This window comes from Hyalangium sp. (assembly GCF_045802625.1).
GTDB lineage: Bacteria > Myxococcota > Myxococcia > Myxococcales > Myxococcaceae > Hyalangium.
Genome location: NZ_JBJMQP010000051.1, coordinates 1 through 17,045 on the forward strand (window position 1 = coordinate 1; position 17,045 = coordinate 17,045).

Annotated in this window: 15 protein-coding genes; 7 read left to right on the forward strand and 8 right to left on the reverse strand. The window is 66.5% G+C overall.

Features of this window, described 5'->3' with window-relative positions; all coding sequences use genetic code 11:
• Window positions 1–111 precede the first annotated feature (111 nt).
• The 4 genes from ACJ8AT_RS09440 to ACJ8AT_RS09455 are packed head-to-tail and all read right to left on the reverse strand — an operon-like array spanning window position 112 to window position 3,548.
• The gene (locus tag ACJ8AT_RS09440; RefSeq protein WP_407737322.1) at window positions 112–672 is read right to left on the reverse strand and encodes an NUDIX hydrolase; all 561 of its coding nucleotides are present in this window, start codon (window positions 670–672) and stop codon (window positions 112–114) included.
• 13 nt (window positions 673–685) lie between these two features.
• Window positions 686–1,540 carry a SirB1 family protein gene (locus ACJ8AT_RS09445; RefSeq protein ID WP_407737323.1) on the reverse strand — a complete coding sequence of 285 codons (855 nt, stop codon included), beginning with the start codon at window positions 1,538–1,540 and terminating at the stop codon, window positions 686–688.
• 53 nt (window positions 1,541–1,593) lie between these two features.
• Entirely contained in the window at window positions 1,594–1,872 is a 279-nt protein-coding gene (locus ACJ8AT_RS09450) for a hypothetical protein (RefSeq protein ID WP_407737324.1), read from the reverse strand.
• 23 nt (window positions 1,873–1,895) lie between these two features.
• Window positions 1,896–3,548 carry a YiiX/YebB-like N1pC/P60 family cysteine hydrolase gene (locus ACJ8AT_RS09455; protein ID WP_407737325.1) on the reverse strand — a complete coding sequence of 551 codons (1,653 nt, stop codon included), beginning with the start codon at window positions 3,546–3,548 and terminating at the stop codon, window positions 1,896–1,898.
• Between the two features lie 184 nt (window positions 3,549–3,732).
• On the opposite strand from ACJ8AT_RS09455, the gene ACJ8AT_RS09460 reads away from it, so the two are divergent.
• Genes ACJ8AT_RS09460 through ACJ8AT_RS09475 form a run of 4 tightly spaced genes read left to right on the forward strand, consistent with a single transcriptional unit; the run spans window position 3,733 to window position 5,658 of the window.
• Window positions 3,733–4,050, forward strand: a complete 318-nt coding sequence (locus ACJ8AT_RS09460; protein WP_407737326.1) for a DUF2795 domain-containing protein — start codon at window positions 3,733–3,735, stop codon at window positions 4,048–4,050.
• A gap of 59 nt (window positions 4,051–4,109) precedes the next feature.
• The gene (locus ACJ8AT_RS09465; RefSeq protein WP_407737327.1) at window positions 4,110–5,009 is read left to right on the forward strand and encodes a hypothetical protein; all 900 of its coding nucleotides are present in this window, start codon (window positions 4,110–4,112) and stop codon (window positions 5,007–5,009) included.
• The gene (locus tag ACJ8AT_RS09470; protein ID WP_407737328.1) at window positions 5,006–5,452 is read left to right on the forward strand and encodes a CoA-binding protein; all 447 of its coding nucleotides are present in this window, start codon (window positions 5,006–5,008) and stop codon (window positions 5,450–5,452) included. The genes ACJ8AT_RS09465 and ACJ8AT_RS09470 overlap by 4 nt, the downstream gene beginning before the upstream one ends.
• 44 nt (window positions 5,453–5,496) lie before the next feature.
• Window positions 5,497–5,658 carry a hypothetical protein gene (locus ACJ8AT_RS09475; protein WP_407737329.1) on the forward strand — a complete coding sequence of 54 codons (162 nt, stop codon included), beginning with the start codon at window positions 5,497–5,499 and terminating at the stop codon, window positions 5,656–5,658.
• Between the two features lie 193 nt (window positions 5,659–5,851).
• Here the strand turns inward: ACJ8AT_RS09475 and ACJ8AT_RS09480 are convergent, their stop codons facing one another.
• A complete protein-coding gene (locus tag ACJ8AT_RS09480; protein WP_407737330.1) occupies window positions 5,852–10,150 on the reverse strand; it encodes a hypothetical protein in 4,299 nt (1,432 codons plus the stop codon).
• A 68-nt stretch (window positions 10,151–10,218) separates the two neighbouring features.
• Window positions 10,219–11,163, reverse strand: coding sequence for a hypothetical protein (locus tag ACJ8AT_RS09485; RefSeq protein ID WP_407737331.1), 945 nt, complete (start codon window positions 11,161–11,163; stop codon window positions 10,219–10,221).
• Between the two features lie 411 nt (window positions 11,164–11,574).
• On the opposite strand from ACJ8AT_RS09485, the gene ACJ8AT_RS09490 reads away from it, so the two are divergent.
• A complete protein-coding gene (locus ACJ8AT_RS09490) occupies window positions 11,575–13,143 on the forward strand; it encodes a hypothetical protein (RefSeq protein ID WP_407737332.1) in 1,569 nt (522 codons plus the stop codon).
• 283 nt (window positions 13,144–13,426) lie between these two features.
• Complete coding sequence (locus ACJ8AT_RS09495) at window positions 13,427–14,308, forward strand: RNA polymerase factor sigma-32 (RefSeq protein ID WP_407737333.1); 882 nt, start codon at window positions 13,427–13,429, stop codon at window positions 14,306–14,308.
• Here the strand turns inward: ACJ8AT_RS09495 and ACJ8AT_RS09500 are convergent, their stop codons facing one another.
• Together ACJ8AT_RS09500 and ACJ8AT_RS09505 are read right to left on the reverse strand one after the other, a co-directional pair.
• Window positions 14,309–14,791, reverse strand: a complete 483-nt coding sequence (locus ACJ8AT_RS09500; protein ID WP_407737334.1) for a cupin domain-containing protein — start codon at window positions 14,789–14,791, stop codon at window positions 14,309–14,311. It lies immediately after the preceding gene.
• Window positions 14,784–15,620 carry a TenA family transcriptional regulator gene (locus ACJ8AT_RS09505; protein WP_407737335.1) on the reverse strand — a complete coding sequence of 279 codons (837 nt, stop codon included), beginning with the start codon at window positions 15,618–15,620 and terminating at the stop codon, window positions 14,784–14,786. The genes ACJ8AT_RS09500 and ACJ8AT_RS09505 overlap by 8 nt, the downstream gene beginning before the upstream one ends.
• A gap of 172 nt (window positions 15,621–15,792) precedes the next feature.
• On the opposite strand from ACJ8AT_RS09505, the gene ACJ8AT_RS09510 reads away from it, so the two are divergent.
• Entirely contained in the window at window positions 15,793–17,040 is a 1,248-nt protein-coding gene (locus ACJ8AT_RS09510) for a 3-dehydroquinate synthase II (RefSeq protein ID WP_407737336.1), read from the forward strand.
• The last annotated feature ends 5 nt before the right edge of the window (window positions 17,041–17,045 follow it).

Below are 17,045 nucleotides of genomic sequence, written 5' to 3' on the forward strand. Positions count from 1 at the left end.
TGGGCCTTGTTCTTCAGCAGGCGGGTGTCGCCGTCTGCTTTGCGGGAAGGTAGGGCCAGGCGCACCCACGAAGGAGCTCTGCTCATGCCTCCAGCATGCAGGAACGCTCAGCTACTTGGGAGCCTCAGCGCGCAGCCGCTCCAGGAAGAAGGCCACCACCACCAGCGAGTGGGTGATCTTCCCCTCGAGGATGAGCCGAGGCACCTCCGCGCGAGGGAACAGCTCCACGGTGATGTCCTCGCCGTGGTCCTGCCGGCCCTCGTGGTGCTTCACGCAGTCCAGCGCCAGGAACGAGTGGCACCGGTTGGCTTGCAGCGCCGGGTTGGGGTGCACCGAGCCCAGCGGCACCACCCGGCCCGCCACGTAGCCCGTCTCCTCCTCCAGCTCCCGCGCCGCCGCCACCGCCGGATCCTCTCCCGGCTCCACCAGCCCACCGGGGATCTCCAGAGTGACCCCCTGCATGCCGAAGCGGTACTGGCGGATCAACACCAGCTGGTCCTCCGCCGTCACCGCGATGATGTTGCACCACTCGGGCGTGTCGATGAACACGCGCGGGTGCTCCTCGGTGGTGCGCGGATCCGCATAGATGTCCTCGCGGACCTTCAGGATCGTGTAGTCATGCTCGAGCCCCCGGCGCAGCCGCTGCCAGGGACGGGGGGACTGCTGGGACACAAGGCCTCCAGGGTCAGTTCAGGTGGGCCAGCCGATCGCGCAGCTCCTTGGACATCAGCTCCAGGCGCTCGCGATCCGGCGCCTCCGGGGACAGCTCCAGACACCGCTCCACGTCCTTCAACGCCGCGCGGAACGCGCCCACCTTCGTCTGCAGCACCGCGCGCGTGCGCAGCTCTCCCGGGTGGTCCGGCGCCAGCAACAACAGCAAGTCCACCACCGTCAGCGCCCGCTCCGCGTCCTCGCGCTCCAGGTACACGCGCTTCAGGTTGGACAACATCCGGTAGGTGATCAGCTCCACCGGCGCCGGCGTCAGCTTGGCCGGATCGAAGCGCAGCTGCGGCGCCACGCGCTTGAGCAGCTCCTCGCAGCCCGTCTCCGTGAGGATGTCCCCGTTGTGGAACGGATCCACCACCAGCTTGTGGCTCCCCGCGTTGCACGCCACCAGGAAGTGCCCCGGGAAGGCCACGCCGTACAGCGGAATCCCCGCGCGCCGAGCCACCTCCAGGTACACCACCGAGAGCGTGATGGGCAGCCCCACCTTGTGCTCCAGCACGTAGTCCAGGAAGCTGTTCTCCGGCGAGTAGTACTCCTTCTCGTTGCCGCGGAAGCCTTCAATGTCCGCCAGCACGTGGCGCAGCGCGCGCAGCCTCGCCAGCGAAGGGCCTTCCTCCAGGTGGCGCTCCACCTCCACCTGCACCCGGGCCGCCAGCGCATCCAACGTGTGCAGGCAGGCCGGCGCGTCCAGGGCGGGGTTGGCCAAGGTGGCGATGGCCAGCGCCGCCAGATCCAATCGAGGCGGATCCGCGGCGAGCGCCGACACGAGCCGCTCCCGAGCAAGCGGGGAGCCGAATCCGGAAGGGAAGTTCACCCTGCAAGGACTAACCCACCCTGGGCCGAACGGCAAAGGCAGGCGATCGGTCGTCAGGATGCTGGCGGGGGCCGGTGCGGAAGACGGCTCTTGATTTCCGCTCTCAGTGCGATCTGCGCCGAGATGAGCCCCGCGAGGATCCCATCCTCGTACTCGAAGGTGGGGTGTTCCTTGAGTTCCGGGAAGTCATGCGCGTTGCGGAGATCCTCCGGCCCGATGTTGGGCACGGCCTCGCGGGCCAGGCGCAGCACCTTCGCCTGCTGCTGGGCAATCATCCGCTCGAAGAGCGAGTGGGAGAGCTCCAACAGCTCCTGGGCGTTCTCTTCCGTCATGGGGCCTGCCTCGGTGCGCGGGCTCACTGCTGGGCGATGTCCCACTTCATCCGCTGGTAGCTCTGGCGGAAGGAGAGGACGTCTCCTTCGATAGCGCCCTGCTGCCCCTCGCGCCCGTCCAGGAAGGCCACGAAGTCCAGCTGGCGATCCGGCTGGTCGTACTCATGGTCGAACAGCTTGACGATCTCGTTGGCGGGCAGCGTGCGCCGGCCGGCCACGTCCACCAGCTCAATCCGGATGCCCTTCAGGTCCTTCGAGGGCGCATAGGACTTGTAGACGAGCTCGGTGCACACCAGCGTCGAGTCCGAGAAGAAGTCGAAGTCGAAGTCATACGGGCGGCCCTGGTACTTGAACGCCCGGGCGATGGCCTGGGCCTTGTCCTTCTTGGACAGCCGCGGCCGCATGACGCCCACGTAATCCAGGTGCAGGGCGTGCTCGGGGCCGGTGAAGGAGACGCCCTCGCTGATGGACTCGATGACGCGGATGGCGTCTCCGTGCTCGTCCTTGCCCGTGTACTGGGCCCACTTCTCGGGGAAGGCGTGCGAGAGGTGCTCGGCGAGCGTCTTCGGCTGGCCGGGCAGGGTGGCCAGCCACGCCTTCACCTCCGCGTCTCCATCGAAGGAGGCCGCGAGCATGTCCGGCGTGCCCACGTACAGCTCGGCGTGCGGCCAGAAGCCCGGCAGGCCGATGTTGGAGAGGAACCAGTTGGAGCGCGCCACGACGACGTCCCCGGGCTCCATCTTCGCCAGCACCTTCTCCACCTGCTCGCGGGTAATGAGCGGCTTGCCGATGCGCCGCACGCGGGTGTCTCCCATCCACTCGGCCACGGCCTTCTGCACGGGGAAGATGGCACGCGCGGTGCTGTCCACGACGATGTCCTTGGCCGCGGTGGTGAAGAAGGACGGGCCGCGCTTGAGCAGCTTGCCGCGGGCCACCTGGGAGTTCTCCTTCATCTCCTGGAGCACCCAGGGCGTCAGCTTGAAGTCCAGCGCTCCCGACTTCGCCAGCACCGGGCGGATCTGCTCCCGGTAGGTGTCTCCGGTGAAGAGCTGGGTGGCGGTGGCCACGTGGATGGTCTTCTCCTTGAAGCGGGAGAAGGCGCGGGCGGGGATGCCGTAGTCCGAGGAGGGCTCATCCAGCAGCACCTCGAGCTGCTTCTTCCCGTTGGTCAGCTCCGCGTAGGTGAGCCCATGCGCGAGGATGGTGGTGAGCGCCCCATGCGTGAGCAGGAAGCCCCACGCGTGCTTCTTCGGCTGGGTGAGGGCGGGCACCTTCACGAAGTCCCAGTAGCGCTGGCGGATGACCTCGGTGGAGGCGAAGTAGTCGAAGAAGGCCGCCCACGTGCTGAGCAGCGTCTGCTTCTGCTCGGGCGAGTAGGGGAGCTCCTGCTTCTGGTTGTAGAGCGCCAGGTTCTTGCGGATCTGCTCCTGCAGCCCGCGCAGGCCGGTGGCGTAGCGCTGGAGGGACTCCAGGTCCCGCTGGGCCTGGGCCGTGAAGGCCTCGTCATCCCAGTCATAGATGTTGGCGGCATCCGCCTCGGGTGCTGGGCGGGGGGCCTCGGCCTGGCTGGGCGCGGCCACGGGCGCGGCCACGGGGGCCGGCGCGGGAGCGGGGGCTTGGGAGGGAGGCGGGCTGGCGAGCGTGAGCTGAGCCAGGAGCAGGGAGGTGGCGAGCATCGGGTCTCTCCAGGGGAAGCGGAGGCAGGTGGGCAATCTACCTCGGAGTGGGGCTGGGACGGTTGTCTGCCTGGCCTGTGGGCGGTGCGGGCCGCGCCGCCCCGGGTGGTCTGAGGCCCGGGTCATCCCCAGCTTCAAGAAAAGCGCCCGGATCGGAGCTCTGGGCAGAAAGGCAGAGAAGACGATGGCTTACGGACAGGCGGAGAACCCGGCACTGTCGATCCCCACGCACCTGGAGGCCGTGGAGTACCCGGTGTGGCGTGAGCAGCTCGTGAGGGCGGCCGAGGACAACGGTGCGGACGTCGACATCATCAATGTCCTCAAGTTCCTGCCGCGCACACGCTACGAGTCCAAGGAGGAGGTCATGCGCGATCTGGCCGAGGCGGCGCGGCGGTTCGCCAGCGGTGGGTTCCCGGACGACGACGGGGCGGTGCGGGATCGGCGCAACATCGGCCGCGACATGGTGGAGAACGCACCTCCGGGGCATACCCGTCACCCGTGAGGGGTGAGGGCGGAAGAGGCTCGCGGGCGCTGGCGCTTTCTGCCAGCGTTCGCGGCCGTATGCGCCTGCGACGACTGCCCTGGCTCTGCTGTGCCGTGGTGATGGCTGCCTGCTCGAAGCCCGCCTCTTCGTTGGTTCCCGCGGCGGGGCCGCCGCCTCCGGTGCGGCTGGACTTCCATCCTCCGGTGGATCGGGCGATGACGGAGCGGGTGTCGAGCACGCGGACGGTGGAGCGCGGCGGCGCGAAGCAGTCCGACGAGGTGCGGATGACCACCGTGACACGCTTCACGCCGGCCGAGAACGGCTGGCAGCTCACGCAGGCGGTGACGCAGGCGCGGATGATGCGCGGCGGCGCTCCGGTGGAGACGGTGGCCGGCGAGGTGCTCTCCCGCGCTCCGCTGCGCGTGCGGCTGGCGGCGGATGGAGCCTTCGTGAAGGTGCTCAACCCGGACGAGGGGCTGAAGGCCCTGCGCCAGCTGGTGCCCGCGGGGCAGCAGGCCGGGGCGCTGGAGTCCTTCTTCGCGCCGGAGTCCGTGGAGGCTCGGACGCGCCGGGAGTGGGAGGCGAAGTACGGCGGGCTGTTCCAGCGAAACCTGTCGGTGGGCCAGCACACCTGGGCGGTGGAGGGGTTTCCCACGGGGGAGGGCGAGGTGCTGTACGTGCTGGAGCGCACGGTGACGGGGACGGAGCTGACGGACCAGGGCAACGCGCTGGTGCTGGGCCTGAAGTGCCTGGACGCGGTGCCCGAGGATGCGCCCGCGGAGCTGCGCGAGGTGCTGGAGGATGCGGGGGGCGGGGCGCTGACGCCGGGGGTGACGTGCGAGGGGGAGCAGGTGGTGGCGCGGGGCTACTTTGTGCCCATGCGGCGCAATCTCACCGTGCACGCGAAGGTGGGGGACGCTACATGGACGCTCGCGACACAGACGAAGCTGGAGATGCTGGAGGAGACGCGACGATGAACTTCCAGGACAACCTCATCGAGAACGAGCGGGGCGTCGAGCGGCTGGTGAAGGGCTCGAAGCGGGTGGCGGTGCTGGGTATCAAGACGGAGCAGCAGCCGGGGCAGCCGGCCTTCTACGTGGCGGAGTACCTGTCGCGGGCGGGGGTGGAGGTGGTGCCGGTGCCCGTCTACTACCCGGACGTGACGCACATCCTGGGCAAGCCGGTGTACCGGCGGCTGGTGGATATCCCGGGGGAGGTTGATCTGGTGGACGTGTTCCGGCGGCCCCAGGACATCGACCAGCACCTGGAGGACATCATCGCCAAGAAGCCGAAGGCGGTGTGGTTCCAGTCGGGCATCCGCAACGACGCGGCGGCCGAGAAGCTGGCGAAGGCGGGCATCCAGGTGGTGCAGGACCGGTGCCTGATGGTGGAGCACCGGCGCTACTCCATCCTGGGGTGAGCGCCCGGGCTCAACGTGCGCCCAGAAGCGATAGACTTCGACCGATGGCCACGAAGGACGAACTGCTCTCGGATGTGCTGAAGCTCCCCCCTGAGGAGCGCGCGGAGTTCGCGCACAAGCTGCTTCTCAGCCTCGATGAAGAGGAGGAGACGGTGCCGTGGTCCAAGGTCGAGGCGCGCCTCAGCGCTCGGTTGAGGCGGCGTTGAACGTCCGGGCGTGCGCACCGAAGCACTGGGCGTACGCCGCTTCCTCATGAGCCGATTTCCCTTCGCACTGCCCTACCTCGTGCTCGAGGAGCGGGTGGTGATCCTGGCGGTGGCGCATGTGCGTCGCCGCCCGGGATATTGGCTCCGGCGTGTCCCAGTACCTTGAGCCAACGCGCTGAACCCTGGCGCCGCGCTACCAGAACTTCGCCTTCTTGATCACCTTCTTGGTGGTCTTCTCGGCGGTCTTGCCCACGTCCTTGGCGGTGTTCGTGACAGCGCTGGTCGCCTGGTTCGCGCCCTTGCTCATGCTGTTGGCGAGATCCTTCGCCTCCTTCTCGCTCTTGCCGTAGACGCTCGTGAAGACCTTGGAGGTGTCGTTGACGCCGTCCATCACGCCATTGCTCACGGCGTTGGCCCACTTGGTCGCGTCCTTGAACACCTCGCGCAGCGCCTCCTCGACCTTCTTGGACACGATGTCCGGCAGCTTCGTGAACGTGTCGGCCTGGGCCTGGAGCCGGAACCGGGCGATGTTCACGTGCTGGCCCGCGAACTCGAAGCTGGACTCCATCTCGATGGAGGGCCCGCTCGCCTTGTTCGTGCCGCTCGCCCACTTCGCGTGGCCCGCGTTGTCGTAGATGACGAGGTTGCCGTCTTTCTGCAGCGTGAGCCTCGCGATGCTCTGCCCGTTGGTGTTGCTGGCCCAGATCGGCTTGTTCGCGCTGGTGTAGATCACCAGGTTCCCGTCGCCCTGGAAGGCCAGCCGGGTGCCGCCCCGGCCGTTGGTGTTGGATGCCCACGCCACCTGCTGACTCGTGCCGGTGATGTCGTAGAGCACCAGGTTTCCATCAGGCTGGAACACGAGCGAGAGGATCTCGTTGGACAGCACCGTCGTATTGACGGAGTAGGACGGGCCCGGGGTGAGGGTGACGTCCCGAGCCTCGTTGTTGATGTCGACATCCACCGCGACCTCGAGCTCGGTGTTGATCTTCGCCTTGCCCAGCGCGCCGAGATCAATCGTGCCGACGCCCACCTTGACCGTCCCGTTGGCGCCAATGCCGCTCTTGCCGAAGCGCGCGTCCAGATCGAACTTCACGCCCGGCACGAGGTTCCCCACGAGCTCGAAGTCGATCCCCTGCGTCGACACCGTGGCGTAGAGGCCCTGCTTGACGCCGAGAATCGTCATGGCGCCGTTGATGTAGAAGTGCGGCTGCCGGAACTGCGCCACCGGGTTGTCCGGCTGGGCGAACGTCGAGATGGAGATCTTCGGCCCACCGCCGCCCTGCAGCGCCGAGATCGAGAACAGCTTCTCGTCGACGATGGAGATCTTGTCCATCTGCGCGTCGACGGAGAACCCCTTGCTCTGAGCAATGTCGACGGTGGCCGAGGCATCGAAGCCCGCGAACGAGATGGCGGCATTCAGGTAGTAGGCCTGCGGGTAGGAGATCGTGCCAATGAACGTCTTCTGCGGCGCGAAGTAGAACTGCGGCGCGATCGAGCCCTTGATCTTGTCGCCGCTCTTCTTGAGCTCGTAGTGCCGCATGGTGGTGAGATCGGTCAGGTGCCACACCGCGCCCTTCTTGTTCACCACCAGGAGCAGCTGTGACGCCGAGGATGGGATGGTGAGCTTCGCCCCCGCGAACGCGGTGGAGACCTTGGCGAAGTCCAGGCCATCGAGCGCGCTGGTGACATCATCCGCCCCCGAGCCCGAGAGCGTGAAGTCGTGTGTGCCCTTGATGGCGATCCCCTTGAGCACGTCGTCGATGGGCGTCTTGAGGTTGCCGCCCACCAGCGTGTCCATCACATCCTTGGCGTTCAGGCTGCTGATGGAGCCCGCCACCAGGCTGCGCGAGGGATCGGCCGAGTCGAAGAACACCGCCAGCGAAGACTCGAAGTTCTTGACGTCGATCGTCGCGGCGATGCCCAGGCTGGGGATGCCACCCCAGTCCACGCCGATCTCCAGCGCCAGGTTGCTCAGCTTGAAGGGCCCGCAGTTGACGCTCGTCGAGCCCTTCATGGTCCCCGCCAGGAAGGCCCCGCCCGGGACGATCGCCATCGTGATGTCGAAGGTCTGCGGCTGCCCCTGGATCTTCAACGTCATGGTGCCCGCCAGGAACCAGCTCAGCTGCGGAGCCGAGCCGAGCGCGCCTATCGCCACCACGCCACACGTGCCGGACATCGGCTGGCCCATGAGCTTGGAGTCGTACCGGAAGAACAGCCGGCTCTCCGTCTCGGAGAGCTGCAGCGTCACGCCCAGCGTCGAGGAGGTCCCCAACAGCTTGGACAGCATGTTCTGGACCTTGTCCGAGCTGTCGAGGTTCCACTCCGCGAACAGGTTGAGCCCGGCGACCAGCCCTCCCTTGCCCGGAAGCGTGACCTTCCCCGAGCCCAGCCGCGGGTTCTGGAACTGCGCCGTGTCAGGGAACTGGAACTGGGCGTTGTCGTAGGTGGAGACGACCAGCATGAGCTTCTGCAGGTGCAGCATGCGCTCGAAGGCGGCCAGCCCCGACAGGCCGGGCAGCGCGGACGGCTTGCTCGCGCCGAGATCCACGCCCGCGGCGAACCCCCACGAGCCCGCGCTGAGCTCACGCGCCTCGAAGGCGAAGAGGCCCATCCCCTCAACCTGGGTGGCGAGCTGGAACACCAGCGAGCCCTGGGGCCCGCTGCTCCCGGTGAGCAGGATGCTCGAGTCGAGCAAGGTGATGTCGAACCCCTCCGGCAGCCAGAGCTTCTGGTTGCTCAGCGTGGAGGCCAGCCCCCGCAGCGACACCTTGTCGCAGTTGGCGCGGATCGCGAAGGCCCCCGGCAGCGTGTACTCCATGGACAGCATCACGTCCTTGCTGAACGCGATGTCGCCGCGGAAGCGGCCCGTGGCATCTCCGGCCGCCGGCACCGTGAGATCGAACAGGACGTTCTCGATGGCCAACTGGCCCGGCCCAACGCGGATCTTCCAGGCCTCCGGCGCCTGCGCCAGCGCGCCGCTCAGCCGGACCGACTTGCCCGCCTGAATCGAAATCTGGAGCTGGTTGATCGTCAGGTTCGCGGGGGCCACCAGCTTGGGCGACCAGGTCTTCATCAGGCTCGTCAGCGGGAGCGTCTGCTTGCTCAACAGCGTGCCAGACAGGGAGAACTCATCGCCGTCCGTCGATGCGACAATCTCGATCGGCACGCCCTCGACGAGGGTCGTCCCCCAGATGGTCGCGTCCGTCATGCGATTCCCGGTCACTCCGAGCGGGTCGATGACATTGACCCGAAGCCCGAGGTTCTCGGCCACGAGCGCGTCCTTCCACACTGGCCAGCGGCAGCCCGGAGCGCCGATCGTAAAGCTCGCCCAGGAGAGGTTCATGCCGCTGGTACCGGCGGAGACCATCAGCGCGATGTCCGTGAGCGCGAGCTTGTCCAGGCCCTGAACGACGCGCGCGAGAGACTTGGGCAGCGCCGAGATCGAATCGCTGGAGCCGACGAGATCGGCCATGTGCGCCAGGTTCCCAATGGACAGCCCCTGGCACCGGGTCTCGATCAACACGTCCGTGGGCGCATTCGCCGTCGCGCCCCCGCGCGTCATCCGGACAATCGCGTCGAGCTCGATGTTCGCGCTGGGGATGCTGAAGCGGCCGGTGACCGCGACGAGCGGCCGGAGTGGGTCCTCGTCGGACAGCCACTCTTCTGACAGGGGGCTGAAGATGCGCAGCGCGGTATCCCGCAGCTCCAGCTTTCCGAGCTTGGTGTTCAGGCCGAGCGCCGCCTGCAGGTGGACGCCAGGGAGCGTGGGCTGGAGCTCCCAGGGATAGACCGTCTGCGCGGCCGGGTCGCGCAGCAGGTTGGGGAGCACGAGCTGGGTCGCGTCCTTGAGCACGCAAATCTCACCGAAGACAGTGACCGCGCGCATAGGCTCCATCGCGGCTCCGAGCGGACCGAGCAGGCTCGCGGGCCGGAGCTGGCCGAGGAAGTGGATGCCCCCCCCATCGAAATGGACCTGGGTGTCAGGGTCGGTATAGGCGCCAGTCGTCACCACGAGGGAGGCGCTGAGGAAGGAGAGCTGGTCAAGCAGCGCCGGCGTGTCGGCGATGGCGAGGCCCAGCTGGCGCGCCTGCAGCGAGGTCCGCCCTGTTGCCATTGCGTAGGAGCGAGCTTGCGGGCTCATCTCTTTGGGCAGCTCGGGCAGGAGGTTCGAGAACTTCCAGTTGCTCGCCGAGCCGCTCATGTCGAGCAGCGAGTACTGGAGTACGGCCTGGACGTTGCCCGCTGAGTCCAGCGAGAAGCTCGCCGTCACCGCCAGGTTGGCGGCGCTCAGCATGTTCGCGCGCCCGGTGAGGGTGAGCACGCCGCGCTGGGAGTCCGCGTTCAGCTGGGCGTTGCTGATGACGAGTTGCTTGCCTTGCTTGAAATAGTAGCTCTCAAGGAAGTCTGAGAATGGCCGCGGCAGCGTGTCGGTCGAGATCGCGACAGTAGACCCGGTGGGAGTGAGAGATTGTTGGAGCGATGCAAAGTCCATGTCGACACCTTCTCGTCAAACGGCTCGTTCAGTTGAAACGGAGGGACTACCCGGCCGGCCCTGAGGCCTCAATCACACTCCGGATACATGGTCAGCTCCTTGGGGAGCTCGCGGAGCGCCAAGTAGTTCTTCTTGTATTCGCCGGGAGAGACGTGGTCACACATCAACACGGCCATGGTGTCCGTACTCAGTGTATTGTCTGTCGCGCCCGAGGCCGTCATGAGGACATAGTCTTTGTTGCTGACCCCCCCAGCCAGCATGTTGGTCAGCGGGTCGAGCACATACTTGGTCAGGCTCACCACATCGAGCGGCTTCCCGCTGCCGATGGTCTTCGCCGTGGCCACCGTTCTTTCAAGGATGGGCTCGATGAAGCCATCCATACCCTTGAATTCCGATTGATCCTTCTCCTTCATGTACTTCCACACCAGCGCCAGGTGGTCCGCCTGCTCTTTGTTGTTTCCCCAGCCCAGGAAATCCGTCAGGCGGTAGACGTTCTGGTAGGCTTGATAGACGAGGAACAGGGGGATCTTATCCTTGTCTTTGTCCCATACCCGCTCCACGGCGAAGGTGTGCCAGTCGTATTTGGCTTTGAACTTGAGTTGAACGACGCCGTTGCCCTCCAGCCCGCACCACCTCTCAAAAAGCTTTGCGAATTCCTTGGCGTTCTTCTTCTCTTTGAAAAGATAGACCTGGTCGCCGGTAGCGTTGTCCGCGAACACCTGGTTTTTTATTTCCTTCTTCACGGCGGCACGGATGGCACCCTTCATGGCTTCGATCCGGGTGACTCCCGCGGCGGCCATCACGATGCACATGGCCGCCATGTCGCAGGTGGCCTCGACGGAGAACGTCGCCGCCTTTTCACCCCCTTCGAGCTTGCACTGGTTGGCCCAGTTCTTCTCCACACCGGGGTTGTCCTTCCCCAAGTCTTTGGCCCACCAATTCATCAAGACTTGGTAGATGTCCACCGGAGGGTTCTTCGCGAGATCATTGGCACATGGGAGCAGGGTACTCATGTCGTCACCTTCGGTCGGGGTGTGGCGAATCGAGGCCAGGGATGTTGAGCAACGCGCGTGCCATGGGGGACGTCACGTCGTGGGACACGCCCTTTCCGGGTCTCAAGGGCGCTCTTGGGCGAAATCGCTCCTGTGCTGTGCGGAATCCGCAGTGGGGCTGCGGAATCCGCAGCTAAACACCACCGGATCCGCACTTTCATCCCAAGGCGCTTGTGACAGGCGCGTTGAGACTGGAAGCAGCCGCGTTCAACCTAGAAGCGTGAGCTCGGAGTGGGAGATCGTCGGCACGGGTGGCGCGCCGCGGCCAGCCCCGCGGTTTCACGCTCCTTTGAGGTGACGGTCTCCCTGAAGGGAGGGCGCGGCGATTCTTGCAGCCCCGCACGCTCGCTCACCCTCACCAGGAGAAGAGTCGTGCCCTCATTGAAGATCCGTCTCTGCCGTCATGCGTCGCTGCCCCTGCTTCTGCTCATGGGGTGGATGGCTCCTTCACCCGTGGCTGCGCAGGCCCTGCGCCGCGATGACGTGATGGCCAAGGCCGCCCAGTACGCCGAGCACGCCTGGGAGATGCGCGCCGCCAACCAGAAGGGGACTTGCGAGGGGACATACAAGAGTGATCACCCGCTCGGAAAGCAGACCGGCGTCCCCTATGCCTGGGGAGGCTCGATGGGCCTCGCCGAGTTCGACCGGCGCATCTCCGAGGGCCAGGGCGCGGGCAGCCACAGCAGCGATGGGATCCTGTCTTGCGTCGCGGGAGTGGACTGCTCGGGCTTCATCTCGCAGGTGTGGCAGCTCAAGCAGCGCCCCTCCACCTCGAGCCTGGGGAGCCTGACCCAGCCCATCTCCCTGGACGAGCTGCGCCCCGGTGACGCGCTCAACAAGCCGGGCAAGCACGTGGTCCTCTTCGCGGGCACCACCTCGGAGGGTAAGCCCATCATCTATGAGGCCTCCGGAAGTGCCTCGCGGGTGCGGATGGCCACCCCGAGCTGGTCCTATCTCAATGGCTATCAGCCCGTTCGCTACCCGGGCCTCGAGCAGCCCGCCGCCGTGGCGTCCACGTCCCCTGCCTCCAGTACGTCCGCGGCAGTGGTCCCGGCCTCCGCTTCCGCTTCCTCCAATGCCTCGGCGGCGGTCCCGGCGGTCGCTTCGTCTTCCAGTGCGCCGGCAGCGGCCTCGGCTGCTTCCTCTGCTGCCGCCAAAGTGTCGGCCCCGGGCGTGGTCCGGCGCTCGCTCAAGTATGGCGTAGACGTGGGCTTCCAGCCTGCTTCCGTGGATGAGCAAGCCCTGGGGCCCGATCACCTGGCCGTTGGCCCCAAGGGTGTGGCTGCGCTTTATGATCGAGTCCGTGGCCGGGTGCTGGTGCTCGCTCGCGACGGTGCGCCGGGCTCCTTCGAGGCCGGCCAGGTCGATGGCTTGAGCTTCACCCCCCAGGGCGAGCTGCTCGTCATCGACAGCTCCCTGCATCAGCTCCGCATCTATCGGCCCAGTGGCGAGCTCCAGCACAAGATCGACATTCCTCGCGACGGCCCGCTGGGAGCGATTTCCCTCGAGAATGGGGTGATATACGTCACCACGAGGGAGGGGCAGCGCCGGGCCGTCGCCGAGCTGGCTGGGGGCAAGCTCCTGCCCCCGCAGCGCGGCGTGGAGCTCTCGAAGGAGCAACTGCTGGCCTTGAAGGAGCACGTCCCGGGCGGGCAGCTCATGCGGCTGGGAGGGGAGAGCCTCGTCGTTCCCGAGAAGGTCCGCATCTCGGCTCAGCCGATGGGCAAGTGGATCGAGCTGGTGATCGCCGCCACCGATTCGAATGGGCACGTCCGTGTGGAGCGCACCCTGCGCCGCCCTGGGCAGGTGGTGGCGCTGCCCGACGGCGCTCGCGGTGCCTACGCGCCGGTGGATGATCTGGCCGTCGCCACCGATGGCACCGTCGTCTACCTCGAGCCGGGTGAGAAGGAGCTGGCGCTGGCCTGGATCGACGCCGGGTGAGCCGCGACGGGGAAGCCACCCAAGGGGGTGTCCGGAGCAGCTCGGATTTCAGCCTTGCGCTGATCCTCCGACATCACCCCACCGGAATTCGTGCAACAAGGGCTAGGGGGCGAGCCTGAAAAAGTTACCCTCTTTCTGGCCTAATCATGCCCCCGTGATCTGGCAAGTGGCTGTAATTCCTAGAACTTAGCACCACTCGGGCGTTGGCTTCCCCCTTGCTTAAGGCAATGGGCACGCGGTCACGAAGCAGTTGCCCCTTCCGTCCTTGCCCCCGAGGAACACCATGCTGGCCTCCAACTCCCTGTCCTCTCCTGATTCGCTCTCCACCTACCTCTCCGAGATCAGCAAGTACCCGCTGCTCACCCAGCCTCAGGAGCAGGAGCTGGCGCGGCGCTTCCGCCAGGGCGACTACCAGGCCGGGCACCAGCTGGTGACGGCCAACCTGCGCTTCGCCGTGAAGGTCTCCTACGAGTACCGCTCCTACGGCATCCGGGTGAGTGATCTCATCCAGGAGGCCAACATCGGGCTGATGAAGGCCGTGCAGAAGTTCGATCCGGACAAGGGCATCCGCCTCATCTCCTACGCGGTGTGGTGGATCCGCGCGTACATCCAGAACTACATCCTCAAGTCCTGGTCGCTGGTGAAGCTCGGCACGACCCAGGCCCAGCGCAAGCTGTTCTTCGCCCTGGCGCGCACCCGCCGTGAGCTGGAGAAGCTTGGCGGCGAGGGCAACATCGTCGACGCGGAGGAGATTGCCCGCAAGCTGAATGTGAAGGCCTCGGACGTGCGCGAGATGGAGCAGCGCATGGGCGGCCGGGACTTGTCCCTGGACGCGCCCATCAGCGAGGACGGGGACTCCACGCACATGGACTTCGTCGAGTCCGAGACCATCTCCCAGGCGGATGAGGTGGCTGATCGCCAGGAGGCCGACATGACCCGCGCCCGCGTCCGCCGGGCGATGCAGCGGCTGGATCCGCGCGAGCGCTTCATCATCGAGCAGCGCATCATGGGCGACTCGGAGATGACGCTGAGCGAGCTGGGCGAGCACTTCGGCTTCTCGCGCGAGCGCGCCCGTCAGCTGGAGATCCGCGCCAAGGACAAGCTCAAGACCGCCCTCGCCGAGCTGATGGCCGAGGAGAACCAGGGCCTGGCCGCCCAGCTGTAATCAGCCCTCTTCCTCGCGGATGACAGTCTGGCCCATGGAGGACAGGAGCGGCATGTTGGTCGTGGTGATGTACTGCACGGCGTGCCCCTCCTGTGCGAAGTGCTGATGCCAGCACCAGGGCGGCGTATAGAGGGCATCCCCCTCCTTCCAGTCGAACCGCTGCCCCTCGATGATCGAGTAGCCCTGGCCCCGGATGACGTACATCAGGGCCTCGTAGCCATGCCGGTGGTTCGACGTCGCCGCTCCGGGCGCCAGCTCGCCAATGCTCATGCTCACCGACTTGCTGGGCACCTTGATGGGGAACACCGGGTGACCGCGCTGCGCTGAGAACGCCAGCGCCTGGGACGAGCCCACGATGTCACGGTGCAGGCACGAAGCATCTGGCGCGCGCGAGGGGACGACCGTGAGCGAGTTGCGGTTGCTCGCCACATCCGTGAACGAGCCGGAGCCGGAGCCCCGTTCCAAGTCCTTCGCCTCAGCCATGCTTCCTGTCCTTCCCGAGTCCATCGAGTCCTACCGCTGGTGCGGCCGTGTCGTGCTGGCGTAGCCGATTCAACATGTGATCGAAGAAGTTCGCGCGTGCGTCAAGCGCCCGGAGCATACCCACCGCCAGCCCCATGCGTCCCGAGGGCGACTGGGCCAGGCTCACCGCGATCCCCCTCAGCACCTCGGCGTGATCATCATCCACCGCGGCGTGCAGATCGAAGAAGACGCGGTCACGCAGCGAGAGCTGGGGCCAGGCGTGGTGAATGGCCGTGAGCAGGTGGGCGTACATGAAGCGGACGACGGCCTCCGTCGCGATGCCGAGCGCTCCGACGCCCTGCGACTGCTCCGGGCTGCGGCAGAGATCCTGGAACGTCTCGACCCAGGCCACCGTCGCCACATCCGGCGCCTGGCTCAGCAGGTGCGGCACGTTCAGCCCGATGGCCTCCAGGAACCGGCGGAACAGCACCGGGTGGGGGTGGCGGACCAGCTCCGGATCGATGCCCACGCCTCGCAGGGCCGCCTCGTGCTCCGGATCCACATGCCCCGTCTCCTCCGCCAGGTTGCCCGCGAGCACGGCCCGGTGCTGCGGTGACTCCAGCCGGGAGATGACCGCGCACAGGTACTGGGTGAAGCGGTAGCTGTAGAAGAAGTACTGGCTGAAGAAGTCCTTGAGGGCCTCATCCGGCCGCGAGAACTCCCGCTGCGCGAGCGCGAGCAGCAGCGGGTGGTTCACCGCGCGAGACTGCGCCGCCTGGGCCTGGAGCGCCAGGACGAACTCCTCGGCGGAGAGGGGGGCGTCAACCAGGTGGCTCAAGACGGTGTCCATGTCCTACCTGTGCATGTGGGGATAGGGGCTTTATACGCCCTTTACTGTTAAGTAGACAATACTGCATAAGCACAAAAAAAACCTCTTGCCCGTCTTGGGGCTATTGCCTGTTTTGCGACTTTAGGAGTAAGGTCCTTTTCCCAACACAGCCCCAGCTGGGAGAGAACCTGACATGAGTACGCGTGCGTCTCCGCTTCCGGATGAAGTTCCCATGCTCAAGCGGGAGCGCATCCAGCTCGAGCGTGCCGGTGGTGATCGGAACCGGGTGCAGGAGGCCTCTGCCCGGGTGGTCTGGTTCAACACGCAAGGCCTGTCCCGGCCCGATGAGGCGCAGGGGATGCTCCAGCGGGTGCTCCAGTCGGCCTACGCGGGCATCGTGCTGTACCCGGACAACTTCCAGGCCCTGGTGCGCGCCGTCCCCTCGCGGATGACGCGGGTGCTCCACGCCAACACGGCCGCGGAGCTGGAGCTGCTCAAGGAGCTGGCGCCTCAGGTGAGGGAGGGGCTGGTGGTGGCCAGCGCCGAGGCGCAGGTCCTGGCCCAGGCCGCGGCGCAAGGGCTGCGCACCTGCTTCCGGGCGTACGTGGATGACGCCGACAGCCTGCACCGCGCCATCCAGGATGGGCGGCAGCATGCCTTCCTGATGATCCGCTTCCGGGATCCGACCAACATCCCCCTGGAGCTGGTGATCGCCTCGCTGCAAGCCACGCACACCGTGCTGCTGAAGGAGCTCGACAACCCCACGGACGTGGATGATGCCCTGGTCACGCTGGGGGTGATGGAGGTGGGCGCGGACGGGATCATGTTCTCGCCCAACGCTCACCCGGTGATGGATGACTTCCTGGGACGGCTGGAGCGGCTCGGGCGCACGGCGGTGAAGCTGGACACCGCGACGATCATCCGCACGGCGCCCATGGGGATGGGCTACCGCAGCTGCATCGACACCACCACGATCTTCTCCGAGACCGAGGGCATCCTGGTGGGATCGACCTCGCAGGGCGGGCTGCTGTGCTGCGCCGAGGTCTTCTTCCTGCCCTACATGGAGCTGCGCCCCTTCCGGGTGAACGCGGGGGCCGTGCACAGCTACGTCTATAACTTCAACGATCGCACCGACTACATGAGCGAGCTGCGCGCCGGCTCGCCGGTGATGATCGTCGATCGCACGGGCGCCGCGCGGCGGGGGGGCGTGGGCCGGATGAAGACCGAGGTCCGCCCGCTTCGCCTCATCGAGGCGGAGTTCGCCAGCGGCGAGCGGATCAACACGATCATGCAGGACGACTGGCACGTCCGGATCTTCTCGGCGGATGCCAAGCCGCTGAACATCACGGAGCTGCGGCCCGGCGACAAGGTGCTGGGCCATCTGGCCCAGCCCGGGCGGCACGTTGGCATCAAGGTCGACGAACACATCATGGAGAGCTGAGCAGG